This window comes from Staphylococcus sp. GDY8P72P, from assembly GCF_016890655.1.
In the GTDB taxonomy this organism is placed as follows: Bacteria; Bacillota; Bacilli; order Staphylococcales; family Staphylococcaceae; genus Staphylococcus; species Staphylococcus arlettae.
The window spans coordinates 61,236-80,131 of sequence record NZ_JAFEQJ010000018.1 but is presented as its reverse complement, the minus strand read 5'-3'; the positions used below and the strand labels follow the sequence as shown (position 1 = coordinate 80,131).

The 18,896-nt window shown below is 37.2% G+C and carries 16 protein-coding genes; 1 reads left to right on the top strand and 15 read right to left on the bottom strand.

Annotated elements, in window-relative coordinates:
* Positions 1-18: 18 nt before the first annotated feature.
* The 6 genes from JVU85_RS08060 to JVU85_RS08035 all read right to left on the bottom strand — a co-directional run bounded on the left by JVU85_RS08060 (position 19) and on the right by JVU85_RS08035 (position 5,502).
* Entirely contained in the window at positions 19-1,131 is a 1,113-nt protein-coding gene (locus JVU85_RS08060; RefSeq protein ID WP_112369190.1) for a YkvI family membrane protein, read from the bottom strand.
* Positions 1,132-1,450: 319 nt separating this feature from the next.
* A complete protein-coding gene (locus tag JVU85_RS08055) occupies positions 1,451-2,128 on the bottom strand; it encodes a transglycosylase family protein (RefSeq protein WP_204172320.1) in 678 nt (225 codons plus the stop codon).
* Between the two features lie 358 nt (positions 2,129-2,486).
* Positions 2,487-3,035, bottom strand: coding sequence for an LURP-one-related family protein (locus tag JVU85_RS08050; RefSeq protein WP_204172318.1), 549 nt, complete (start codon positions 3,033-3,035; stop codon positions 2,487-2,489).
* A gap of 185 nt (positions 3,036-3,220) precedes the next feature.
* Complete coding sequence (locus JVU85_RS08045; RefSeq protein WP_142019248.1) at positions 3,221-3,730, bottom strand: YfiT family bacillithiol transferase; 510 nt, start codon at positions 3,728-3,730, stop codon at positions 3,221-3,223.
* A 309-nt stretch (positions 3,731-4,039) separates the two neighbouring features.
* Positions 4,040-4,804, bottom strand: coding sequence for a 2,4-dienoyl-CoA reductase (fadH, locus tag JVU85_RS08040; RefSeq protein WP_204172316.1), 765 nt, complete (start codon positions 4,802-4,804; stop codon positions 4,040-4,042).
* A 122-nt stretch (positions 4,805-4,926) separates the two neighbouring features.
* Complete coding sequence (locus JVU85_RS08035; protein WP_204172314.1) at positions 4,927-5,502, bottom strand: dihydrofolate reductase family protein; 576 nt, start codon at positions 5,500-5,502, stop codon at positions 4,927-4,929.
* 346 nt (positions 5,503-5,848) lie between these two features.
* Here JVU85_RS08035 and JVU85_RS08030 point away from each other — a divergent pair, with 346 nt between their 5' ends.
* Positions 5,849-7,162 (top strand): YjiH family protein, encoded by a 1,314-nt coding sequence (locus JVU85_RS08030; RefSeq protein WP_021459505.1) that lies wholly within the window; start codon positions 5,849-5,851, stop codon positions 7,160-7,162.
* A gap of 538 nt (positions 7,163-7,700) precedes the next feature.
* On the opposite strand, the gene sbnI is transcribed toward JVU85_RS08030, so the two are convergent.
* From sbnI to sbnA, 9 genes are read right to left on the bottom strand one after another with little or no spacing between them, the layout of a single operon-like run.
* Positions 7,701-8,465, bottom strand: a complete 765-nt coding sequence (sbnI, locus tag JVU85_RS08025) for a bifunctional transcriptional regulator/O-phospho-L-serine synthase SbnI (protein ID WP_204172312.1) — start codon at positions 8,463-8,465, stop codon at positions 7,701-7,703.
* Between the two features lie 14 nt (positions 8,466-8,479).
* Positions 8,480-9,667 carry a type III PLP-dependent enzyme gene (locus JVU85_RS08020; protein WP_204172310.1) on the bottom strand — a complete coding sequence of 396 codons (1,188 nt, stop codon included), beginning with the start codon at positions 9,665-9,667 and terminating at the stop codon, positions 8,480-8,482.
* The gene (locus tag JVU85_RS08015; RefSeq protein WP_204172309.1) at positions 9,664-10,437 is read right to left on the bottom strand and encodes an HpcH/HpaI aldolase family protein; all 774 of its coding nucleotides are present in this window, start codon (positions 10,435-10,437) and stop codon (positions 9,664-9,666) included. The genes JVU85_RS08020 and JVU85_RS08015 overlap by 4 nt, the downstream gene beginning before the upstream one ends.
* Positions 10,412-12,187: a staphyloferrin B biosynthesis protein SbnF gene (gene sbnF, locus JVU85_RS08010; RefSeq protein WP_204172308.1), complete on the bottom strand. Its 1,776-nt coding sequence runs from the start codon at positions 12,185-12,187 to the stop codon at positions 10,412-10,414. Before sbnF ends, JVU85_RS08015 begins: the two co-directional genes overlap by 26 nt.
* Positions 12,177-13,871 (bottom strand): IucA/IucC family protein, encoded by a 1,695-nt coding sequence (locus tag JVU85_RS08005; protein WP_204172347.1) that lies wholly within the window; start codon positions 13,869-13,871, stop codon positions 12,177-12,179. Before JVU85_RS08005 ends, sbnF begins: the two co-directional genes overlap by 11 nt.
* The gene (locus JVU85_RS08000; RefSeq protein WP_204172307.1) at positions 13,861-15,120 is read right to left on the bottom strand and encodes an MFS transporter; all 1,260 of its coding nucleotides are present in this window, start codon (positions 15,118-15,120) and stop codon (positions 13,861-13,863) included. The genes JVU85_RS08005 and JVU85_RS08000 overlap by 11 nt, the downstream gene beginning before the upstream one ends.
* Entirely contained in the window at positions 15,113-16,876 is a 1,764-nt protein-coding gene (gene sbnC / locus JVU85_RS07995) for a staphyloferrin B biosynthesis protein SbnC (RefSeq protein WP_204172306.1), read from the bottom strand. The genes JVU85_RS08000 and sbnC overlap by 8 nt, the downstream gene beginning before the upstream one ends.
* 13 nt (positions 16,877-16,889) lie before the next feature.
* Positions 16,890-17,900 carry a 2,3-diaminopropionate biosynthesis protein SbnB gene (gene sbnB, locus JVU85_RS07990; protein WP_204172305.1) on the bottom strand — a complete coding sequence of 337 codons (1,011 nt, stop codon included), beginning with the start codon at positions 17,898-17,900 and terminating at the stop codon, positions 16,890-16,892.
* Positions 17,897-18,877: a 2,3-diaminopropionate biosynthesis protein SbnA gene (gene sbnA / locus JVU85_RS07985; RefSeq protein ID WP_204172304.1), complete on the bottom strand. Its 981-nt coding sequence runs from the start codon at positions 18,875-18,877 to the stop codon at positions 17,897-17,899. Before sbnA ends, sbnB begins: the two co-directional genes overlap by 4 nt.
* Positions 18,878-18,896: the final 19 nt, after the last annotated feature.

Here is an 18,896-nt window from a genome sequence, read left to right as displayed (position 1 = left end):
AATCAATTTATTCTATACTTAAGAATTGGTTTGTCCTACATTATTTGGATAATGTTCAGGTGCTTTATTTTCTAATTTCTTCATTTTAAATGGTGCATAAATTAAAACACCTATTAACACTAATCCTAAATAACCAATAACAGGATAGAAGAAAGTCATTAAATCTTTAAATCCTGCAAAGCTTACGACAAAACCAATTAATATCATAACTGTATAAAACACTTTAAATTGTTTCGTATCGTTTTTAGTAAAACGTGTTGCTAATGAATAAAACATTCCTAGACATGTATTAAAAATCATGAGGTAAATGACAATAGACATAAAGATACCAAAAATTGGAGAAATATCATTAACAAGACCTAACATTGGTAATGCTAAATGCCCAACAGTATCAATATTCGTTAAAATAGCAAAATGACTAAGCATAATCATGATTCCTAAGATTAGACCACCAATTAAGCCACCCCAAGCAGCTATTTTTGGGTTTTTCTCACTACCACCCATTACGATGGACATAGAAGCACCTAAACCGACATTAAGTGACACATAGTTGACCCCTGCTAAAAACCAATTAGGCACAGCAGGTTTATGACTTTGAGCGAGTTGGTTCAACTCACTAAATGAACCTGACATAGTTATGATACAATAACCGGCAATGATTAAAATACAAATAATCAATAGCGGTGTAATGTTACCGATAACTTTGACAACTCCATCAATTTTCATCATACCAAATAAAAAGACTAAGATTGCCATTAATGCTGTACCGAAAAATGCCGGGATGCCAAACTGCTGTTCAAAACTTGATCCACCACCAGCAAGCATAACAACACCAAAGCCAAATAAAGCAATGATTAACACAATATCTACAATTAAAGCTATTGCTTTACCAGCCACACTGTCTCCAGTAATTTTGCGAATGACGACAGTATGACTTTCTGCTTTTAATTTACTGCCTAACCACACTAACATCATCCCTACATATGCAAATAAAATAGTAGAAACAACAGCAGCTAAAACCCCTAACGTTCCAAAACTCGTAAAGTATTGTAAAATTTCTTGTCCTGAAGCAAATCCTGCACCAACGATAATACCAATAAATGCACTTCCGATTAACATTATTTTCTTCATTATAAATCCCCTTTATTTATCACGTAACCACAAAAAATTGAATTATTTAATGCATGTTTACAACATTATGTATGCTAGCAATTGCCTGCAATCATGCAAAACAGTACTAAATACGCCAAAAATGAAAACGCTTGCACTTTCTATGCTAACTTATATTACTAGAAGAATCAATAAAACCTATAATATGAAGTCTGATATAGACCGAGTCATAATAGTGTTGCAGTCCCTATTTTTACACAAAAAATCCTGCTTCTCACTAATAGAAGCAGGATCGTCATTCAATTTATCGTGTCTTTTGTTGGAGCTGAAGTACTTAAACTTAAGCAGTTACCCATTGTGAAGCGCCAGCTGTGTTATATAATTTAACTGCTGCTGCATCTTGAACTGATTCTGGAGCTGAAGCTGGTGATTGTCCAACATATTCTGCTGGTGCTACTGAATCCCAAGTGCTTTGTAAGAATTGATATTTACCTGCTGCACCTGAGCTTGGGTTAATTGCAGTAATGTCACCGCCAGATTCACGTTGAGCGATTTGTTGTAAATGAGAATTAACGTTTACTGATGAACCGCTTGAAGCTTCAGTAGATGTTGTAGTTGTTGTTGTAGAAGTTGACGTTGTAGTCGTTGCTTCTGTTTGTTGTGGCGCTGATTCTTGTTGTGGTTGTTCTGCTGCTACTGATGCTTCTGCTGGAGCAGATTGTTCAGAACTTGATTGTGAACTTGCGTCTGATGATTTTTCACCTGATCCTTCACCATAACTCCATGAGAAGTTTTGACCATCTGATTTGAAGCTATAGTTCACACCATCAACTGTAAAGTTATAATTATAAGCACCTTCTGCAATTGGAGCTGCATCTAATTGTGCTGACCCAGATTGTGCTAATTGTGCTAATTGTTCTTTATTAATATCTTGTTCTGCTGCGTCTGCTTGTCCTGACGCTAATCCTGTTACGCCTAATCCTAACGCTAAAGTTGAAGCAATTACTGTTTTTTTCATAAAATTAATACTCCTCCTAAAAAGATAATTCGTCGTAATGATTGATTTGCAATACAGGTAATACTGTAACATGCATAAATCCTTAGTAGGTTACAGAGACATGAAAAAAACAGGTGTTTTTTTACAACTTAATTACAAGAAAATTCTGAATAAAAAAGCAAAAAAGTGCTATAAACACGATTAAAATAGTAAATTAAGGGAATGTGATATATGTATGTTTGTAATATTCGTGTAACTTAATCACAAAATGTGCAGGTTTTTACCTTTTTAAAATTCTTTTTGTTTTTAAATAAAACAACAAAAGAATTATTATTCAATATTTATTTTCCTCATCTATTCAATATCCACTTTAGACTATTCAATCTGACTTGCTACGTTGATATTCCTGAAATTCATAAAATACTTGAAATAATAGTAGTAACATTGCTGGATTATAAACACCACTTTGAATATCTATATCATGGCGTGACGCAATTTTAAATCTTTCTGATTTTGTTGTCATTAAAGTCTGGTCTTGTTCATTCATTACATTAACACTTCGTGAAATAAAACCGGACTGGAATGTTAAGGCATCACCTTGTACACCTTCAAAAATCATTTTAGGTTTAAACCCTATCTTTGTACGAAACGTACCAATGGCTTCATTATTTTTTTCTACTTCCCATACCGTCTTAAATGGCGTTTTAATTTTACCACTGACTGAACGTTCTTGACGCACACGAAATATATCTTGACCATCGGTGATTTCAAAATTATGTTTCTTTTTACCTAGCCAAGCAAAAGTTTCTTGTGCCGTAGACGCATAATATAATTTCAATGAAAAAACAGCTTGATTGTGCTCATCATAAATATCGATTGCTGTCGTTGAAGTACTAAAAAAGTTTTCTTTAAAAGAATATTTAGTCATATTGTTTAGCTCCCATCACTTTCTTTTCTATTATTGTACCCCATCTAAAACTGTAACTACCATTATATAGTGTCTCATTTAACTGTACATTTTTTGTCTTATTAGGTTCTGTTAAATACATTTCCCATTGTTATCAAGAACAATAAAACCATTCAAAATTAAAATAACTTTGAATGGTTTTATCCTTATTGTGATAATGCAATTTTAATATGCTCTAAATGATGTGCTTCGTGCCAAGCCAATTTTGCCACTTTTGTAGCGACATCGATTTCCCCACTACCTTGTAACGTAAAGACACGTGTTAATTGTGCTTCTGTTAAAGTTTGACCAAGTGCGACGATACGTTCATTAATACCTTCTAACATACGGATAGACGGTTCAACCGGTAAGTTGGTATCTGGTTGTACTGCCCATTCATCTTGAATAAATGGTGTCACCTGAGGATTATCATCGGTTAACGCCAACTTTAAACGTTGGTACATATTTAATTGTGAATCAGCAATATGATGGACAAGTTGACGCACATTCCAACTACCATCACGATAGGTTTTCGCCAATGCTTCATCATCTAAGCTATCAACTACAGTACGTAGTTGATAAGTATATTCCTTAATATTATCTAACCATTGTTGTACATCGTCTAATGTCACATCTTCCGGTACTGCTAATTCACCAATTGGAAATCTAACATCCATATAGCTTCACCTATGCTTTCTTTTTAAATAAAGTTGTTATGTTATTAATATTCTCAGTTTTTACTATATTAAACATACAGTATTATAGGACAATAACGGACACGTGTTATGTATAAAAGTTTAAAAATGGGACAACAATCTAATTTCATTAAAAAGATTTCATCGCCCCACCTCGACTGAATGACTAACATTGGAAAACTTAATGCGAAGTGCATTTTCAGTGCAGTCATCTACTGGCAATATTAAAAGGCTAGGACAACGTAATGCTGTCCCAGCCTCTTATCATAGTATTCTTCTTTTCTTAATCAGTTAAAACGGACTGCGATTTAACCAGGCACCACCATCCATTGTGATGCATTCGCCATTAATGTATGCTGCTTCATCAGAGAACAAGAAGTGTGCTAAACCAGCAATTTCTTCAGGTTGTCCCATACGACCGACTGGTACACTGTCTATCGTTTGCTGGCGTGCCTCTTCTGATATCGTCAATTTCTTGGAGCCACCTGTATGTTCAATCGGTCCAGGTGCAATAGCATTAACACAAATACCATATTTAGAACCCCACTCTACTGCAAGTGTTTTAGTCATAGATAATACTCCTGCTTTGGCACTTGCAGAATGAATAACACCTGGTCCTGCCGTCCACGCATACGTAGCAGCCATATTTAAAATTCTTCCAGGTTGTTCACGTTCAATCCATGTTTTACCTACTGCTTGAGTACAATACCACGTCCCATTTAATACAATATCAATTACTGAATTCCATCCATTAATCGATAAATCTTCAGCCGGACAAAGAAAGTTACCTGCTGCATTATTGACTAAACCGTCAATTTTACCAAACGTCTCAATCGTATAATCTACAGTGTATTGTACCCGATCAGGATCACGTACATCCATATCTACACAGAGCACTTGTCCCGCATAACACTCGATTTCTTTTTTAGTTGCTTCTAATGTATCCATATGTCGTCCAGTAATTACTACTTTTGCACCTTCTGCTGCAAAGCGTTTAGCCATCGCTTTGCCCATACCGCTACTACCACCAGTTATCATAATCACTTTATTCTTCATTTGCATGCTCCTTCATGTTAATAATAATCTAACTCCAAACAGAAAACGCTTACATTCTTATTGCAAGTATAACAAAATAGTACAATTATCTGGAAGTAACAATACTTTTAAAACATAAAATGCTAAGTCAGTTTCTGATACCATAAACCAAGCGCCCCTGACTCAAATGTTTGGCTATGGCTCAGTGTTAAGTTTGTTTGATCAGCAATATGTTCAAACAAGCGTAATCCTTGTCCAACTAATACTGGTGATACTGTTATTTTAAAAGTATCAACCACGTTTAATTGCATCAAATGATGCGCAAATCGTGGACTACCAATCACCACAATGTCACCACCGGGTTGTTGCTTCAAATCTGCAATAGCTGCTTCCACCCCATCATTAACGAGACGAGTATTGTTCCAATCTACGGATTCTAAAGTCGTTGAAAAGACTACTTTTTCTACTTGTTCAATCCATTGAGCATGATTTCGTTCGTGTTCTGATGCTGTGGTCTCTGTTTTTACCGATGGCCAATAATCATGCATCATTTCATATGTTTTGCGTCCCCATACTACGGTATCTGCCGAGCTTAAAACTTTATCAGCAAATTGTTCTAACTCTTCATTATAAGCAATCCAACCTATATCCATAGCACCATTCGGTCCTTCAACAAAACCGTCTAATGATGCATGTAAAAATACTACTAAATGCCTCACATCTAACAGCCCCTTCACTTTAATAGTCATTACATTAATTAGTATGAACAATACTTCGTTTTGTTATACCCTATTTTGTAATATATGTTAATTTTTTCTCTTTAATTTAACAAAGCAAATGTACTATTAATATAGATCAACAGCTGTTTTATAGTTTGAAACTATTAATAGTTAGTTTATTAATATTGGTTGATAACATTTTACCCTTTTACAATAGATATAAGATATCTTACGTAAGTTGATGTTCACTTCTCTACAATAAGTCATATAGGGGATGATATGATTTTGTATAATTTATGGTGTATCTTTCAACTACGTTATTCATATCAAACAAAGGGGTGTCACTATGATAAAAGAAGAAGCGATTGCAGTTCGCAATAAAGGGGCATGGCGTTTTTATGTTTTTAGTTTACTCGGTATATTTTGTTTCTTCGTACCTATCACAATTAATGGAACAAATTCAATATTTATTGATCATGTCCATTTAGCTATTAGAGCAGTATTAGGTGACGTTATGCCATATATAGCGTTATTAATGATTTTAGCAGGAGCCATCTTGCCTATTATGAGGCAAACATATAAAAAGTCTGCCACTGATTTTATTATTACATTATTTAAAGTTATTGGTGCGGTTATTGGCGTAATGTATGTTTTCAACTTTGGTCCGGCACTATTATTTAATAAAGATTATGGTCCATTTTTATTTGATCAACTGATGATGCCATTAAGTGTACTTATTCCTGTCGGTGCCATCGCACTGTCTTTACTTGTCGGTTACGGTTTGCTTGAATTTGTAGGTGTCTTTATGGAGCCAGTAATGCGTCCTGTATTTAAGACACCGGGGAAATCTGCAGTTGATGCCGTAGCTTCATTTGTTGGTAGTTATTCTTTAGGGCTATTAATTACCAATCGAGTTTATAAAAAAGGGATGTACAACAAGCGTGAAGCAACGATTATCGCTACAGGGTTCTCTACAGTATCAGCGACTTTTATGATTATCGTAGCGAATACGCTCGGCTTAATGCCACATTGGAATTTATATTTTTGGGGAACGTTAGTCATCACATTTATCGTGACCGCTATTACTGCTTGGTTACCTCCTATCGTCAATGAATCTACAGAATATTATAACGGACAAGAAGGAGAGCAGGAGGTAGCTATTAAAGGTAGTCGTTTACAAACAGCTTATAATGAAGCTATGAAACAAAATGCTGCCACACCATCACTATTAAAAAATGTGTGGGATAATGTTAGAGACGGTGTTGAAATGACCATCGCTATACTACCTTCCATCTTATCGATTGGATTTTTAGGTTTATTATTAGCGAACTTCACACCACTTATTGATTGGCTTAGCTATATTTTTTACCCAGTCATTTATCTATTCCCTATACCTGATCAGGCTTTATTAGCTAAAGCCTCAGCCATTTCAATTATCGAAATGTTCTTGCCATCATTACTTGTAGCTAAAGCAGCATTAAGCACGAAATTTGTCGTTGGAGTTGTCAGTGTATCAGCGATTATCTTCTTCTCTGCTTTAGTACCATGTATTCTAGCAACAGAAATTAAAATACCAGTGTGGAAACTTATAGTTATTTGGTTCATACGTGTCGTTCTTACGTTATTAATTACTATACCACTGGCACTATTATTATTTTAAAAGGGAGTGGGTGAGAAATCTGATTTTGAAAAAAATGATTTCGTCGTCCCCCCGGCAAGGATGACTAGCGTTGAAAAAAGCTCGATTTGAAGCGCATTTTCAATGCAGTCAGCTACTGCCAATATGAAAAAAGACTAGGACAATCAATATTGTCCTAGCCTCCATAAAATAAACAAATCCTTCGCATTAATTCGCGAAGGGTTTGTTTATTTTCTATTTATATAGTTTTGTCAAAATAGTAGTGCATTTTCGCTACATTTACTTAGTAGGAAATAATGTCGACCTATCAAATTATCTGATACGTAAAACCTATATCCTGTTGGCAGTGATTTATGCCGAATCCTGTGGGAAAAGAACTAGCCGAAGACTACAGGCTGAGTCAGTGCCCACGGAAAGCGTGCATAAAAACAGCCAATATACCAAAAATGAGAGGCACTTTTAAAAACAAGATTTTCCTATTTTTTATAAATTTTAATTATCTTTTAAACATTAATTTGGACTCAAAAAAGACAGAGCATACTTGCCCTGTCTTGCGATTTTACTGTTCTACTAAATATACTTTCTCTGCATAACAACGAATGCTATTGATTTTATCAGCTAAAAAATTATGCCATTTCATCATTCTCACATGTACTGTTGCTTCTGTTAAGATATGCAACGGCACTTGTAAGTTTAAACAACGTCCAGAAATATTGAAACGTGTCACACCTGCTGGTACTGTCTCACCTCGTGCCACAACGGCTTCAATTTCTGTAATATTGAGTGGTTGATATTTTAACAACACTTCTTCGTCAGACAATTCATTTATTTCTCCCTGTGCAATACGTTCTACCGCACAATTATTACTATAGCTGGCAACGACTTTAGACCAAGCAGCTAATTTAGACTGACCTAAATCATCAGCATATAAATATTGTTCCTGTTGACGCTGGCACACCGTGATAAATGGTGTTACTTGTCGTACTTCAGTCGTCCACGGTAAAGCCGAATCTTGTTGTAAATTTTGCCACCATGCACCTGTTGACACTCTATGATGCCACGTTGAAATCACATACTTATGCTCATCTATGACTTGAACAGGAATGGCATTGCACCCTAAAGCCTTGAGACTAGTAAAACGATGCACCCCATCTATAACCATATACCTTCCTGATTGCAATTGAACTACTAAAATGGGATGTCTAATAAATTGATCTGCTGCAATTTGTGCTTGTGTTTTAGTCAATCTACTAGGTTCAAAATCTTCATGTAAATCGATACATTCGACTGGCACAAGTTGCAATTGTTGATACACTTCCTGCATAAAACTCCTCCTTGTTATTCAGTGAGATAAATAAATGTTGGATGAGGATGGCTTAAAAAGTCATGATGTGAAATCGACCAACCATAAGCACCAGCATAGTTAAAAATAATGACATCGCCTGTTGTTAAAGTAGGTACTGTGATGTCTCTCGCCAAGACGTCTTTGGGTGTACACAACTGCCCAACAAAAGTGACTGGTTGCTGAGATACACTAATACGTTCAAAAGTATATGGATTGCGAGCGACAGGATATATCTCAAAAGGATGATTATGTTGCCATGAGACCGGCAACCTAAATTGTTGCGTACCACCCTTAAGAATTGCATAATATGCACCGTGTACACGTTTGAGATCCAATACTTCTGTCACATAGTAACCAATATGAGCGACAAGATAACGACCACATTCGAAATTTAAGGTCACATCATGCATTACTTCGTCATCGATGACTTGATGAAAGCCATCGACAAATGTTTGCCAGTCAAATTGCTGCGTTAAATCTGCATAGTTCACACCAATCCCACCACCTAGATTGAGATGGTGTAATGTAAATCCATGTTGATGTGCCCATGCTTTAGCTTTTTGAAAATATAAACGCATCATTTCGACGTGTAACTGCGCATCTAAATTATTAGATATAGAGTGAAAATGAAATCCTTCGAGCTGAATATACGGTAGCTCTAAAGCTAACGCAATAGCTGAATCAATCTGTTCTTCCGAAATACCAAACTGCGTTGGTCTACCTGCCATGTGTAAAGTTGCATTAGGGAAAGGTCCTGCTAAATTTACACGCAATAATACATTCATTTGTTGTTGTCTCGTAGCTAACAATACATTCAAACGCTGTAGTTCATAAATACTTTCTACGTGAATACGCTGAATACCTTGCTCTATAGCGTAAGCTAACTCTTCATCTGTTTTTCCTGGGCCACCAAAGATAATGTGTTGTGCTGACTTATGGGCCAAACCTTTAGCAATCTCACCTTGTGACGCTACTTCAAAGCCAGTAACATCTTCACTTAGTGCTGCTAAAATAGATGTTTCGCTATTCGCTTTCATCGCATAATACATGTCACAATTTGCTGGTAATGATGCTGTTATTGCTTGTACTTGTTTGTGTAACGCTGGTAAATCATAGATGAAATGGCACATTGTTGTGCCGTTTGTTTTCAAATGTGCTATTGTGTCATGTAATCGTGTCATGTTGTATGCGCTCCTTTATGTATAGATAATTCTGACTTTAAATGACGATACAGTTTACCACGCTCATCACCCAAGACAAAGGCGTTTACACCTCGTTGTAACCACATCTTTTGTTGTGCTGTATCTCTAGGTAAGGCACAGAAATATTTATCAGCTGCTTGTGTCACATCATGCATATAACGTAGTGCAGATTGTACGTTATCACTCGTCGTTTCCCACGGAATACCGAAAGATTGTGAAAGATCTGCAGCACCTTCGATAATCATATCTAATCCTTCAACTTGAACGATATCTTCTAATGCTGCAATACCTTCTTTATCTTCAATCATAGCAATCACTAAAATGTCATTATTTGCATCATTCATATACTCAGTTAATGGAATCTCGCCAAATTTCGCCATGCGTCCACCATTCAAACTGCGCAATCCCTGTGGGTAATAGCGACTTAATTGTACGACTTGTTCTACCTTTGCTTTATCAGTCACGTGTGGCACAACAATACCACGTGCCCCCATATCTAATACTTTGATAATATCGCGTTCGATAGCTTGCGACACTCTTACAATTGGGGTTATCTGTGCCGCTTCAGCTGCACGAATCATGTGTTCTAATGTTTCATCATTAATGGCAGTGTGTTCACTATCAATGATGACAAAGTCATAGCCACTCGCGGCAATAATCTCAGTTACCAGTGGATTGGGTATAGAGTTAAACATGCCGTATAATTGAGCCCCTTGTGCTAATTTATTTTTGAGTGATAATGTCATCATATGCAATCACTCCTAACGGGTTTGAGACATGGTGAATTCTAAGTTCCGTATCTTCTAACAAACGACGTGTCGTTAGTTTTTCTACTTGAATTGTTGATTCGCATAAATCAAAATGCGCATAGTTTGGCAAATTGGGATGCTGACGCTGATATGTTTCCAACACTGCATAAACATATGCCCATTGACTGTGTTCATCTAAAGCGTAGTATTTCTCAATAAACATAATGATTTCCGAAATGTTAATGAAGAAAAATGCTTCTAATACGAAGTCGCGCACTAAAGCTACATTCTCGGTTTCAATAAACGAATTGCTATTAATCTTTTTATGTTCTTCTGGCGTATCTTGTAATTGTGGGTCACTCGCCATATCACTCAGTAAATCTCGCTTAAAACGTATACCATCATGAAAATCCTTAATAGCAACACGTGTCGGCCAACCATCTTCATGAATCAACATCATATTTTGCGCATGCGATTCTAACGCAATGCCGTGATAGTACAACATATGAATAATAGGTTGTACTGCTACTTTGATAAATTGTTGTGTCCATGTTGCTACACCATAGCGTTGCATCCATTCATCAATGAGTGGTCGCCCGTTTTTCTCCTTACTATAAAGTGCATTAAAAGGAATCGCATCTTCTTGTGCACTTAAATAATGCTGTAAATTTTCACGCCAAATTACCGCTAAAGCACCATAAGTTGCTTGTTGTTTAGCAGTATTCACTGTAGGTGATTGGTAAGACATGCCCATAATTTCACCTAAAAAGATAGTTTGTAACTCATCTTGCAAATAGCTATCTGCTGCTTGAATTCGTTTTAACCAATCTGTTATTTGAGCTGCATTCTCAATCGTATGTGGGGCTAAAATCCGCTTCGTGGATGTATTGGTAATGCTTAATGGTACTTTGAGATAGTATTTTGTTGTATCTAAAGGTGCTAAGGTACGTATCGATTGTTGTGGTCTATACGTTTCGAGTGATTCTCCTAAATAAATAATATCCCCATTTAGCCACTCCTCTGCTAAGTCCGTAGCAACAATGTGATCAAATTGCCACGGATGTACAGGTAGCCATCCATAGTCGATTGTTTCATCACCCTGTGCACTTATTGTTTGTTGAAATTGTCTATAAGTCGTAGCATCCAATTGTTGTGCTAATAGTTGTTCAGGTTCTATTCCTGTGGCTAACGTACGTTCAATATGTTGCTGTGGAATAGCTAGCCATTTGATTGTGAATTCAGGCTTAAAGTCTGGACCATAGCGTAAGTTGTCTTCTAAAGTAAAGCCTAAACGTGACTTATAACTTGGGTGATATGGATGACCTTCACTCGCATATGATTCCAAAGCATCAAACGTTAAAGTTATACTTTCTTTAGACCCTTCTTTAAACTGAAGTGCCTGACGGTCCTTCAATTCTGTCTGCAACAGCTCTTGAATAAACGCTTCAATTTTTTCGGTGTTTTTGGGGAAGGTGTATTCCACTTCGCGTAATAATTGTGCGTAATTCACAGTTGCTTCATATTTACCTTTAGCATTACAACGTAACACTGATGATTGTAAGGTTAAACGTTGAAAACTAAATGCTTCCTTCACAGTAGCATGGTACGTAATATCTCCAGCGTCAATAATTATCGTTGCTTTTTGGTCATCCTGACTCACTTCATAATGCACGATATTTTCATATATTAATGATGTTACTAATTGATTCATAATACGTTGTTTCACTAGCTGTTCAGTGTTAGGTATCATATTGTACCTCCTTAGTCATTGCGATTGGGTTTGGTATATCTGTATAAATAGGGTTTTCGCCACAATCATGAATTTTACTAATCAAGTTAGCTTTTGCCGCGAATACTGGACTATTACATAGATCTGTTACATAAGTCGACCATGCTGCTGAACTTGTCTCTTCTTGTAACCATGATTGCAATATGTCGTGCACGTGTGACCATAAAGTCAATTCTTCACCCTTATGTTTGCCAACAGTCGCTACAAGATGCCCTAAATGATTGACAATAATGTAATATTTGAAACGTTGCCAAGCTGCTTCATCACTGTAGACCACTGGACTTGTGTTTGGTACTACTTGTGGAATAAGCTGTGCTGCTTCTGCTTTCTCACGTGATAGACATACACCTTCTAAATCACGCACATAATAGGCGACAGGACGCCCCTCATTTAATTCAATCAAAGAATTTTGAACATGACCTTCTAAACTTATGCCTGTATTTACGAATAGTTGTAACATCGGTTTTAATGTTAGGTTCAAATAGTCTGTCAACCATGTTTCTACCGTTAACTTACTCAACGTTATTTGCTTACTTAATAAAGATTCACAGCTATGTGGCATAGTCTCAAATAGACTTGCTAATACATGAATGTTTTTCTGTGGTTGATAATTTTCTATACCTTCACGCACGATCATGGCACTGTTCGCTAACAGGTCAAAATCCTCTGTTGTCTTGTGCGGTCTAAGGGCACGATAGCCTTGTTCAAACATTAATTTAAATTGTGCGGATTCATACTCTGTTTTAATAGCTGCAATCACTTGTGCTGCATCAATTGTGCGTTCAACTTGTTCGTAATCATTCATTCTGACAAAGTTAGTAATTTTTACTTGGATCGGTAATTTCAAATAAATATTTAACTCTTTAGCAAAAACGGTCCTCACTGAAGACGTCGGATAGACAACATGACCGCGTTGTCCTATGACTTTAATTAACCCTTGTGTAACCCATTGTTGAAAATCTGCATTATCTTGTAGGACAGTAAGTTGAAATGGGTGTAGCGGTAATAACGTATAGCCTTCAGTCAGTTCAGACGTTGATAATTTAGCCAACGCTAAGAGTGTGTCATTGACACTAACTGCTGTGCCTGTCACATAACGCTCGACGATGAGTTCATTTGCGACTTCAACATAATAAAGCTGGAACTTAGCTTGGCATTCAGGCGCATAACGTTGTAAATCCGCTTCACTAAATCCTACTGAACTCTTTGGCGTTGGATGAAATGGGTGCCCTAAATATAATGATTGTTCAGATAGTATATACGGGTTGAGCGACTGTTGTTGCTCTCGATATGCTAAATAATGCGCTGTGCGTTCTATACTGTTTTTAATATCGTTACTAATTTCAGACATGCGCTCACTTAACACCGCATCACCTTGTCCTAATTTGTCACATAGTTTAGTAATAACTTCTAATGGTGCTAATGACGTCGTCACAGCTGTTTGTTGTAGTTGTATCTCTGGTTCATACGCATGATGCCCCATGGCTGACCAATAGTGAAATTGGCCAGTTAATTGTTGGGAGTCATCAATGGTAATGTGCCACATATTGTCTTCTGGCTGTCTATGATATAACTGATGTTCTCTAAAATAGACATTTAACATTCGTTCTACCGCAGCATGCGCTGCTATATTTTTATTTTGCACGTCTGTCATTCAACTCCCATAACTTCATTGATATTTGATATTCTGACATTTCATTGACTCGTGAAAAGAGTAAGATTAGACTACTGCCGATAAAAATAACTCCCATTACTATAAAAGTTATGCTCGGGTTATAACTACTTGTCACCACAGCACCAAACATACTACCAATCACTTGTCCTACCACCAACATGCTATTGGTTGAACCAACGAACGTACCTTTTAAATCACGATGACATGCTTTAACAACTACATACATCACGCTTTGAATTAAGGCACTGTACGTCAATCCTTGAACAATTCTAAAAATCATAAGCATCCATATATTAGTAGCCAAACCTTGTAGCACTACACTGAAACCGCAAATTAATGCCGTTAGTAAATAAACTTGTTTGACATAATTTTTATCATTTAAGCGTCCCCATAACGGCGCACTGAGAATTGATGCTGTCCAAAATACTGACTGCACTATACCGACAGCTGATTTGTCATCTAATAGAGTTGTATTTACACCTGCCGTTAAAGGCGCTAACGCTGTCATCATGCCATACATAGCTAAGTTAGCAAAAATACCCACTATAATAAAACGGCATGTCGCTTGTGTACCAAGTAAGCAGTGAAAAGATTGAATAACGCCACATGATACAGGTGTTTGCTGCTTAGTACGTTGCTGATGTGACGTTTCAACTAAAAATTTCACACCGACCATGCATACAATAAACGTGATCATCGCGATAATAAGCAAGAGTGATTGAAAGCCAATCATCGCTGCGACTATCCCACCAATTAATGGTCCTACTAAGGAACCTGCACTAATCGCGCTTTGTAATCTTCCTAGCACTTTACCACGCATATCATCAGGTGCTTCACTCGTCGCAAAGGCATTTGATGCGTCAACGACACCGCCAAATAACCCTTGCAACAAACGTACAACAACAAATTGTAATGGCGTTGTACAAAGTGACATGAGGAATAAACAAACCGCTAACCCTAGCAACGCGCGTAACACCATCCATTTGCGGCTAATTTTATCACCTAATTTGCCCCATAACGGTGATGACACCATAGTAGTAATTGCTGGTGCAGCAATTGCTAGACCACTCCATAATTGAATTTCAGTCACAGATAATGCTTGCAGTGATGCAATGTAAATTGGTAACAATGGCACCAAAATCGTTAAACCTGCAATAGAAATAAATTGGCTCAACCATAAAAGGCGAAAATTGCGGTGCCAAACTGCTACATTAGTCATAACGTTTCATAGGGTTCGCTATAGTCCCAATACTAGAAGGCATACTGCCACCACCAGAGCCTTGTTGTTGTAATAAAGGTAAAAGTATACGTTTAAATGGCCAAGTGTCAGCTGAGAATAATAATGTTACTAGTTGTTGTTTGGTATCAGGGGCAAAATTAAGCGTTTCGACTTGCTGTTTCATAGCGTGTTTAATGCGTGTCATCAATTGAGCTTCTTTAATGTTAAAAGTATGATGCAGGGCATCGACAATTGCATATAAATTTACCGAGACAGCCAACGTTTGAAAATACGTAACAAACGTTGCCAAGTCTTCATTGATTAACGTATTCGGTGAGTTATGGCTAATTGCATACTCTGGTATGTTTATGTCATTGGCTTGCAACAATTGTGGATAAATACGCACGGTATCATGATCACGTAACACACACTGTTGCACGCGCCCCTCCTGAAATGATAGTAAGACATTTTGTCCATGTACCTCTGGCAACACACCATACTGCATAAATGTCATAACCGTTTGGATAAAATGTGCCACAATATCATCAAATAATGCTAGGACATCATCTTGTGTAATCTCTTTGACTGGTTTATCTATGATTAATGCATATAATTTTGTGTCATGTGCGGCAAGTGCTGCCATAGACACTAACTGTGTATGATCTGCCATTACACTCTCAGGATAACTTCTAAGCTGTGCGGTTAAATGCCCTATTTTATCTGCAAAAATATCGCCATCTGCCTGCATAAATGACCACCATTGACGTTCATTACATAAAGCTACCGTGTTGGCTAATACTTTATCTTGTGCTATCACTTCACTTAAAAGTCCTTCTGCTTTTTCGCCATTTAATAAATATCGTGTAGGTGTCAGCCTCAAGGCACCTAATGACTGCATGGCAAAAGGCACTTTCAGATGTCTAAAAGGGTCTTGCTCATCAATCAATGAACGTATCGACGATGATGAAACATATTGTCCAAACTTATAATTAAGTGGCACGATTACACCGGTAGCTATTTCCGCTTGGAACGTAGGTCGAATTATATGTTCCATTTGCCACGGATGTACTGGAAATACCATATATTCTGTTTTCGTTACTTCATGCTCTCTTAACAGCTGTTTTACTTGCGCATCATCCAAACCCATTGTCGCCATCAATGCATCTTCTTCCGCACTATTACCTGCAATAAGATAATTCCGATGAATAGCTACTGTTTGTAGTGCAAACGCATGACCGTATTCTGCTTGATAATGCTTATAGTCTTCTGCTGACAATCCACGTTTTTCTTTCGCTAAAGGATGAAACGGTCGATCTTTTAAACTGGCTAATTGTTCTGCTTGAATGAAAGTATTATCTGCCAATGTTAAATGCGTCAATTGGTCTGCTAATTGTTGTTCCGCAGTCATCAACCCTTCTGCAAAACGTTGCACATTCAAGTTGTCGCAGCGTGCTGCATTCATTGATACTAGTGCCTGCCATAAAGTCACAGCATCAGCTATATGCTGCGCTGTCTTTGAATGCAATACCACAGTGTCACTTGCCAAGCGATATGTATTCAAGCCACTTAAATATACAGGTATCGATAACGTTTGAGCTGCCTGCTGATAATGTAAAATAGTTGCAGTTGGTGTCTGTTCTAGTCGACTTTTGGACCATAATTCAAAAATATCTTCACACAACATACTATCTACCAAATCTCGCAGTATGTGTAGTTGTGCTTTCTGTTGCTGTTGTTGCGCTGTAACTTGCATCATTGCATGACACTCCTTAATACAGGTTTAATGTTGTACCAATCTGTTGTTGTTGCGCGCGTTTGTAGATATGGTAGGCACTGCTAATATCTTCAATTGCCATCCCCATAGGATTAAGTAAGATAATTTCATCATCATGTTCACGTCCAGGTTTGTCTCCAGTCAACAATTGTCCTAACTCAGCATGCAATGCATCTTCACTAAAACGACCTTCTAGTACGAGTTGATTCAAAGTCTTTTTCTCTCTATTTGCTTGCGACCAATCATCGACAATGACTTTATCAGCTTGAACAAAGACTTCTTTTTGAATATCCATAATCGAAATATTACTGATAAACACGCCTTTTTGAAGCCATTCATATTCAATATAAGGCTGGTCCGTCACAGTACAAGTAATTAATACTTCCGCATGTTCTACTGCTTCACGCGCTGTACTGGCCTGGACAAAATTCACATCAGGATATGCAGCTGCCCATTTACTCACAAACTTATCGCTCGCTTCCGGAAATTGATCATATACATAAACTTGCTGTATATGGTCAAATTGTTCCAACATACTTTGTAGTTGGCGATCACCAATTAAACCACAACCAATAATTGTTAAATCTGTAAACCCTTCTTTTGCCAAGTGTTGTGTTGCAATGACAGACACTGCCGCAGTTCTCATACTACTAATTAAACTTGCTTCCATTACGGCAATAGGATAATTCGTTTCTGGATCATTTAAAATAATAACGCCACTCGCACGTTCCAATTGTCTTTTCGTTGGATTATCATGTTTACTTCCAATCCACTTAATACCTGAAACTGGATCTTGCCCACCAATATGACTTGGCATAGCAATAATACGATCTGCAATATGCCCCTCCTTGCCTTGTGCACGTAAATACGGCTTTAGTGGTTGAACAAAATCTTGTTTTGCATGTGCTGTTAAGGCTTCAGATAGTGCTGCAACATAGACATCTGAATGATCGCCACCTGCTTGTGCTACATCTGTTCTGTTTAAATACAATAATGCTTTATTCATCGTGATAATGCTCCTCTGCTCTCTTTTATATGATTAAACCAGTCGTCCGAATATACTAAATCTAAATAACGGTCGCCACGATCCGGTAAAATTGTAACGATTGTTTTATTGTGGTCCATATTGTCGATAATTTCGGCTATGGCCGCAATAATTGAACCTGTTGAACCACCAGCAAAAATGCCTTCTTTATCAACTAAGCGCTTACAACCAAGTGTAGATTGATAATCATCGACATGGATAACTTGGTCAATTTCTTGTTTGTTTAATATTTCTGGTACTCTACTCGCACCAATTCCTGGTAATTCTCTATTTGTAGGTGTGTCACCAAAAATGACTGAACCTTTCGCATCAACAGCGATAATTTGTGCTTGAGGGTGATGTTCTTTAATTTTGCGACTCATCCCCATAATGCTTCCTGTTGTACTTACTGGTGCAATAAAATAATCAATCGGTTCTGCGATTTGGTCGACAATTTCAGTGCCCGCACCATGATAATGTGCCTGCCAATTTAATTCATTGGCATATTGGTTAATCCAATAAGCATTTGTTGTTTCATTGAGTAACGTCTGTACTCTATTAATGCGTGTCATTAAATAACCACCATTTTCATCAGGTTCAGAAACCATGTCGATGTTTGCACCATAACTTTTGATGATTTTTAAATTCGTTTCAGAAATTTTAGGGTCAACGACACATGTTAGTGTTAATCCTTTAATTTTGGCTATCATTGCTAAAGCAATACCTAAATTTCCAGAGGTACTCTCAATTAAATGCGTATCCGACGTAATTACTCCACGTCTCAAGCCGTCTTCTATAATGTATTTTGCAGGCCTGTCTTTCATACTGCCACCAGGATTCATATATTCTAACTTCGCGTAAACATTATGCTTCGGAAATAAGTGTTTGAGCTGAATCATCGGTGTATTACCTATACATGAAAGTAAAGATTCATTACCGTTCTTACGTTCTTCGTTCAATTGAATTCCTCCTACAATA

Bases quoted from the DNA above. Each gene is read 5' to 3' on its own strand.
- JVU85_RS08060 (WP_112369190.1), bottom strand. From the start codon at position 1,131: ATGAAGAAAATAATGTTAATCGGAAGTGCATTTATTGGTATTATCGTT.
- JVU85_RS08055 (WP_204172320.1), bottom strand. From the start codon at position 2,128: ATGAAAAAAACAGTAATTGCTTCAACTTTAGCGTTAGGATTAGGCGTA.
- JVU85_RS08050 (WP_204172318.1), bottom strand. From the start codon at position 3,035: ATGACTAAATATTCTTTTAAAGAAAACTTTTTTAGTACTTCAACGACA.
- JVU85_RS08045 (WP_142019248.1), bottom strand. From the start codon at position 3,730: ATGGATGTTAGATTTCCAATTGGTGAATTAGCAGTACCGGAAGATGTG.
- fadH (WP_204172316.1), bottom strand. From the start codon at position 4,804: ATGAAGAATAAAGTGATTATGATAACTGGTGGTAGTAGCGGTATGGGC.
- JVU85_RS08030 (WP_021459505.1), top strand. From the start codon at position 5,849: ATGATAAAAGAAGAAGCGATTGCAGTTCGCAATAAAGGGGCATGGCGT.
- sbnI (WP_204172312.1), bottom strand. From the start codon at position 8,465: ATGCAGGAAGTGTATCAACAATTGCAACTTGTGCCAGTCGAATGTATC.
- JVU85_RS08020 (WP_204172310.1), bottom strand. From the start codon at position 9,667: ATGACACGATTACATGACACAATAGCACATTTGAAAACAAACGGCACA.
- JVU85_RS08015 (WP_204172309.1), bottom strand. From the start codon at position 10,437: ATGATGACATTATCACTCAAAAATAAATTAGCACAAGGGGCTCAATTA.
- sbnF (WP_204172308.1), bottom strand. From the start codon at position 12,187: ATGATACCTAACACTGAACAGCTAGTGAAACAACGTATTATGAATCAA.
- JVU85_RS08000 (WP_204172307.1), bottom strand. From the start codon at position 15,120: ATGACTAATGTAGCAGTTTGGCACCGCAATTTTCGCCTTTTATGGTTG.
- sbnC (WP_204172306.1), bottom strand. From the start codon at position 16,876: ATGATGCAAGTTACAGCGCAACAACAGCAACAGAAAGCACAACTACAC.
- sbnB (WP_204172305.1), bottom strand. From the start codon at position 17,900: ATGAATAAAGCATTATTGTATTTAAACAGAACAGATGTAGCACAAGCA.